This window comes from Xylanimonas oleitrophica (assembly GCF_003244315.1).
Taxonomy (GTDB): Bacteria; Actinomycetota; Actinomycetes; order Actinomycetales; family Cellulomonadaceae; genus Xylanimonas_A; species Xylanimonas_A oleitrophica.
Window position 1 is genome coordinate 791,494 of the sequence record NZ_QKWH01000001.1, and the last position, 6,029, is coordinate 797,522.

General features: G+C 73.0%; 5 protein-coding genes. All 5 read left to right on the plus strand.

The genetic code is table 11. The features are described 5' to 3' along the window. The first annotated feature begins 7 nt into the window (after nt 1-7). Nucleotides 8-1,237 carry an argininosuccinate synthase gene (locus DNL40_RS03835; protein ID WP_111249845.1) on the plus strand — a complete coding sequence of 410 codons (1,230 nt, stop codon included), beginning with the start codon at nt 8-10 and terminating at the stop codon, nt 1,235-1,237. 3 nt (nt 1,238-1,240) lie between these two features. Further along, complete coding sequence (gene argH / locus DNL40_RS03840; protein WP_245885613.1) at nt 1,241-2,701, plus strand: argininosuccinate lyase; 1,461 nt, start codon at nt 1,241-1,243, stop codon at nt 2,699-2,701. A gap of 7 nt (nt 2,702-2,708) precedes the next feature. After that, nucleotides 2,709-3,323 carry a uridine kinase family protein gene (locus tag DNL40_RS03845; RefSeq protein ID WP_111249846.1) on the plus strand — a complete coding sequence of 205 codons (615 nt, stop codon included), beginning with the start codon at nt 2,709-2,711 and terminating at the stop codon, nt 3,321-3,323. A 129-nt stretch (nt 3,324-3,452) separates the two neighbouring features. Continuing rightward, a complete protein-coding gene (locus DNL40_RS03850; RefSeq protein ID WP_111249847.1) occupies nt 3,453-4,127 on the plus strand; it encodes a DNA-3-methyladenine glycosylase in 675 nt (224 codons plus the stop codon). 142 nt (nt 4,128-4,269) lie between these two features. After that, nucleotides 4,270-5,529: a tyrosine--tRNA ligase gene (tyrS, locus tag DNL40_RS03855; RefSeq protein WP_111249848.1), complete on the plus strand. Its 1,260-nt coding sequence runs from the start codon at nt 4,270-4,272 to the stop codon at nt 5,527-5,529. Nucleotides 5,530-6,029: the final 500 nt, after the last annotated feature.

The window sequence follows — 6,029 nt, forward strand, 5'->3', positions numbered from 1 at the left end:
GACCCTCATGACTGATCGCGTCGTGCTCGCCTACTCGGGCGGCCTGGACACCTCCGTGGCCATCGGCTGGATCGCCGAGGCCACCGGCGCCGAGGTGGTGGCCGTCGCCGTCGACGTCGGCCAGGGCGGCGAGGACATGAACGTCATCCGCCAGCGCGCCCTGGACTGCGGTGCGGTGGAGGCGTACGTCGCCGACGCTCGCGACGAGTTCGCCGCCGAGTACTGCATGCCCGCCCTGCGGGCCAACGCCCTGTACGAGGGCCGCTACCCGCTGGTCTCGGCGCTGAGCCGGCCCGTGATCGTCAAGCACATGGTGCGTGCCGCGCGCCAGTTCGGGGCCACCACCGTGGCGCACGGGTGCACGGGCAAGGGCAACGACCAGGTCCGCTTCGAGGTGGCGACGACGTCGCTCGCTCCCGACCTGAAGACGATCGCCCCGGTGCGCGACCTGGCGCTCACGCGCGAGAAGGCCATCGACTACGCCGAGAAGCACAGCCTGCCGATCGCCACCACCAAGAAGAACCCGTTCTCGATCGACCAGAACGTGTGGGGCCGGGCCGTCGAGACGGGCTTCCTCGAGGACATCTGGAACGGGCCCACGAAGGACGTCTACTCCTACACGGACGACCCGACGTTCCCGCCGGTGGCCGACGAGGTCGTCATCACGTTCGAGCAGGGGGTGCCGGTGGCGCTCGACGGCGTCCCCGTGACGCCGCTGCAGGCCATCCAGGAGATGAACCGCCGGGCGGGCGCCCAGGGCGTGGGCCGGATCGACATCGTCGAGGACCGCCTGGTGGGCATCAAGTCCCGGGAGGTGTACGAGGCGCCGGGCGCCATCGCCCTGATCGCGGCGCACCAGGAGCTGGAGAACGTGACGCTCGAGCGCGAGCAGGCACGCTTCAAGCGCGGCGTCGAGCAGCGCTGGGCGGAGCTGGTCTACGACGCGATGTGGTTCTCCCCGCTGAAGCGCTCGCTCGACGTCTTCATCGACGACACGCAGCGGTACGTCTCGGGCGACGTGCGCATGGTGCTGCACGGCGGCCGTGCCACGGTGACCGGCCGCCGCTCGGAGGCGAGCCTGTACGACTTCAACCTCGCCACCTACGACGAGGGCGACTCGTTCGACCAGTCGCAGGCCAAGGGCTTCATCGAGATCTACGGCCTGACGGCCAAGCTCGCCGCGGCCCGCGACGTGAAGTTCGGCCAGGGCGTGGACCTCGGCGTCGGAGAGCTCTGAGCCATGACCTCACCGAACCACGACGACGCGGTGACACCGGCGCAGCCCGGTGCGTCTGAGGGCGGCGCGGCGCTGTGGGGCGGCCGGTTCGCCGGCGGCCCCTCGCCCGAGCTGCAGGCCCTGTCCCGCTCGACGCACTTCGACTGGGCGCTGGCCGGCTATGACGTGCGCGGCTCCCAGGCGCACGCCAAGGTGCTGCACCGGGCGGGCCTGCTGTCCGACGACGAGCTGGCCCGGATGACGGCGGCGCTGGACGTGCTGGCGGCCGACGTCGAGGCGGGGACCTTCGTCCCGCAGCCCGACGACGAGGACGTGCACACGGCCCTCGAGCGCGGCCTGCTGGAGCGGGCGGGCGCCGAGCTGGGCGGCAAGCTGCGCGCGGGCCGCTCGCGCAACGACCAGATCGCCACGCTCGTGCGGCTCTACCTGCGCGAGCAGGCGCGCACGATCGCGGCCCAGGTGATCGACGTCGTCGACGAGCTGATCACGCAGGCCGAGGCCGCGGGCGAGGCCGTGATGCCGGGGCGCACGCACCTGCAGCACGCCCAGCCGGTGCTCCTGGCCCACCACCTGCTGGCGCACGCGTGGCCGCTGCTGCGCGACGTCGACCGGTTCATCGACTGGGACGTGCGTGCGGCCCGGTCGCCGTACGGGTCGGGGGCGCTCGCGGGCTCGTCGCTCGGCCTGGACCCGGAGGCGGTGGCGGCGGACCTGGGCTTCGACGGCCCGGTGGAGAACTCGATCGACGGCACGGCGGCCCGGGACGTGGTGGCGGAGTTCGCGTTCGTGGCGGCGATGGTCGGCATCGACCTGTCGCGCCTGGCGGAGGAGATCATCCTCTGGAACACCAAGGAGTTCGGCTTCGTGCGGCTCGACGACTCGTGGTCGACGGGCTCGAGCATCATGCCGCAGAAGAAGAACCCGGACGTCGCGGAGCTGGCGCGCGGCAAGGCGGGCCGCCTGGTCGGCGACCTGACGGGCCTGCTGACCACGCTCAAGGGCCTGCCGCTGGCGTACAACCGTGACCTGCAGGAGGACAAGGAGCCGGTCTTCGACCAGGTCACCGCCCTGACGACGCTGCTGCCGGCGTTCGCGGGCATGGTCCGCACGCTGCGGTTCGACACGGAGCGGATGGCGCAGCTGGCGCCGCAGGGCTTCTCCCTCGCGACGGACGTGGCGGAGTGGCTGGTGCGCGAGGGCGTGCCGTTCCGGGTGGCGCACGAGGTCGCGGGGGCGTGCGTGCGGGCCTGCGAGGAGCGCGGGATCGAGCTGTGGGACCTGTCGGACGCCGACCTGGCGGCGATCAGCGAGCACCTGACGCCGCAGGTGCGGTCGGTGCTGACGGTCGAGGGCTCGGTCGCGTCGCGGGACGCGGTGGGCGGCACCGCGCCGGCGCGCGTCGCGGAGCAGCTCGCGGCGGCCAAGGAGCGGTCCACGGAGTACCGCTTCTGGGCGCAGGGCTGAGGCGCGGGTGAGCGTCGGTCCCGACGTGCTGGACGCGCTGGTGGCCCGGGCCCTGGAGGCCCGGGCCACCAGCACGTCGGCGCACCCGTTCCTCGTCGTGCTCGACGGCCCGGCCGGTTCGGGCAAGACGACGCTGGCGGCGCAGCTCGCGCCGCGCCTGGGGGAGGCGGAGCCTGCCCCGGTGGTCCACATGGACGATCTCTACGAGGGCTGGGAGGCGGGGCCCGACGGCGGTGCGGCGCGGTTCGCACAGTGGGTCCTGGAGCCCTTCGCGGAGGGGCGTGCGGGCCGTTACCGGCGCTACGACTGGGGGGCGGGCCGCTACGCCGAGGAGCACGAGGTGCCGCGGGCACCGTTCGTGGTGGTCGAGGGGTGCGGTGCGGGTGCCCGGGGCGTCGACGCGGTGCCGCGGCTGCTGGTCTGGGTGGAGGCCGACGACGCCGAGCGCCTGCGGCGGGGGCTGGAGCGTGACGGTCACGAGGCCCGCGCGCACTGGCTGGCCTGGATGGCGGACGAGGCGGACCACTACGTGCGCGAGCGCACGCGGGAGCGGGCCGACGTCCTGATCGACGGGTACGGCCGTGCGCTGGCGGGCCTGCCGACAGGCGGGGCGGGCCGCTGACGCGCACCGAGCGCGTCGTGCCGGTCCGCTCTGGGGTTGCGGTCGTGCCGTCCGGCGTCGTGCCCGTCGCGCCGGGCACGGCGCGGGGCGGGCAGCCCTCGGGCCTGCACGGGCGGTAACGTCGTCCGGATGACGACGCCAGCGACCGACGAGCACGGCGGACCGGTCCTGGGCGAGGTCCGGGACCGTCAGTGGTACGCCCGGAGCGTGCACGAGGTCGTGCGCGACCTGCTGGGCGCCCACCTCGTGCGGCGCACCCCCGAGGGGTCGGTGACGCTGCGGCTCACCGAGGTCGAGGCCTACGACGGCGCCCACGACCCGGGGTCGCACGCCTACCGCGGGCGCAGCGCCCGCAACGCCACGATGTTCGGCGAGCCGGGCCGGCTGTACGTCTACCGTCACCTGGGGCTGCACCACTGCGTGAACGTGGTGTGCGGTCCGCGGGGCCAGGCGTCGGCGGTGCTGCTGCGCGCGGGGGAGGTGGTCGACGGCGCCGCTCTCGCCCGAGCGCGGCGGGAGACCGCGGGGGTCTGCCGCTCGGACCGGCAGATCGCGCAGGGGCCTGGTCGTCTCACCGTGGCGCTCGCGCTGACTCTGGCCGACGACGGGGCTGACGTGACGGACCCGGACGGCGACGTCGTGCTGGTGGTACCGGGGGAGCGGCCGCAGGGCGTGGTCGAGGTGGGCCCGCGTGTGGGTGTGAGCGGTGAGGGTGGCCGGGCGGACCTCTTCCCGTGGCGGTACTGGCTCGCCGGCGAGCCCACGGTGTCGGCGTACCGGGCCGTGACGGCGCGGCGGCGCTGAGCCCCCGGGCGCGCTGGCGCCGAGGGCGGCCGCGGCGGTGGGCCGCGCCGTCGCGAGACGACGGCGGGTCCCGTGGTCGTCGTCGGGCAGACTAGGACCGGCGGCCCGCCCGGGCCGTGGGACCTATCAAGGAGCGACAACGGTGACCGACGTTCTCGACGAGCTGCACTGGCGGGGCCTGGTGGCGCAGACCACCGACGAGGCCGCGCTGCGTTCTGCGCTGGCCGAGGGCCCGATCACCTATTACGCGGGATTCGACCCGACGGCGCAGAGCCTGCACGTCGGACACATGGTGCAGCTGCTCAACATGCGTCGTCTCCAGCTCGCCGGGCACCGGCCCCTGGCGCTCGTCGGTGGCGCGACGGGCCTGATCGGTGACCCGCGCCCGACGACCGAGCGCTCGATGCAGTCGCGTGACGTCGTGGCGGAGTGGGTGGAGAGGATCCGCGGGCAGATCGAGCCGTTCCTCGACTTCGAGGGCGCCTCGGCGGCGCGGATGGTGAACAACCTCGACTGGACGGGTCAGATGTCGGCGATCGACTTCCTGCGGGACGTCGGCCGGCACTTCCGTGTGGGCACGATGATCTCGAAGGACATCGTGGCGCGGCGGCTGCAGTCGGACGAGGGCATCAGCTTCACCGAGTTCAGCTACCAGGTGCTGCAGGGCATGGACTTCCGGGAGCTGTACACGCGGTACGGGTGCACGCTGCAGCTCGGCGGCAGCGACCAGTGGGGCAACCTGCTCTCGGGCGTCGAGCTGATCCGCAAGACGGAAGGTGTGGCCGCCCACGCGATGACGTCCCCGCTCATCACCAAGGCGGACGGCACCAAGATGGGCAAGTCCGAGGGCGGTGCGGTGTGGCTCGACCCCGAGCTCACGAGCCCGTACGCCTTCTACCAGTTCTGGCTCAACCAGGCCGACGCGGACGTGGTGAAGTACCTCAAGGTCTTCACGTTCCGTTCCCGCGAGGAGATCGGCGAGCTCGAGCAGGCGGTGGCCGAGCGCCCGTTCGCGCGCGAGGCGCAGCGCGCGCTCGCCGGCGACCTGACCACGCTGGTGCACGGCCAGGGGGCCACCGACGCGGTGATCGCGGCGAGCCAGGCCCTGTTCGGGAAGGGGGAGCTGCGCGACCTGGACGAGCCCACCCTCGCCGGCGCGGTGGCGGAGCTTCCGCGCACGACGGCGAAGGCGGGGGACCTGCTGGTCGACGTCTTCGTGGGGGCGGGCCTGGTGGACTCGAGGTCGGCCGCGCGCCGGGCGGTGGCCGAGGGCGGTGCCTACGTCAACAACGTGAAGGTGACCTCGGACGAGCAGGAGCTGACGGCCGCGGACCTGCTCCACGGCCGCTACGCCGTGCTGCGACGCGGCAAGCGGACGCTGGCGGTGGCCGCCGCGGGGTGACCCGTGCCGGGACCGCCCCGCGGCTCCCGCACGGAGGTCGAGGGGCGGGATCCCGCCCGAGGTGCTGCAGAGGGCTCCGGCGACATCGCCGGAGCCCTCTGTCGTCCGGCTGGCGTGGCCGGAACCGGCCCTGACCTGCGACGACACCGTCCGTGACAGACGGCGGCCTGCGGATTTGGCAGCACCCGCCGACCCGTGTAATGTTCTCGGAGTTCGCCCGGCAGGGAGGAACGGACACCGCGAGGTGGCCGGGCCCGCCAGGCGGTCCACCACTCACCTTCACAGGGGCGTTCTGCGCCCAGGAGTGGGCCGGACCACTCTCCGACGGAGATCGAGACGCTCGCGAGGGCGTTGAGAGCAGCGGAGAGAGTCTGGTAAGGTTGAAGACCTGCCCCGGACGGGAAACGAGCGGAAGCTCGGGACCGGATGGTGTGCGTCGGTTGTTTGAGAACTCAACAGTGTGCTTGATAGTCAATGCCAAATTTTATCCCTCGTCGGGT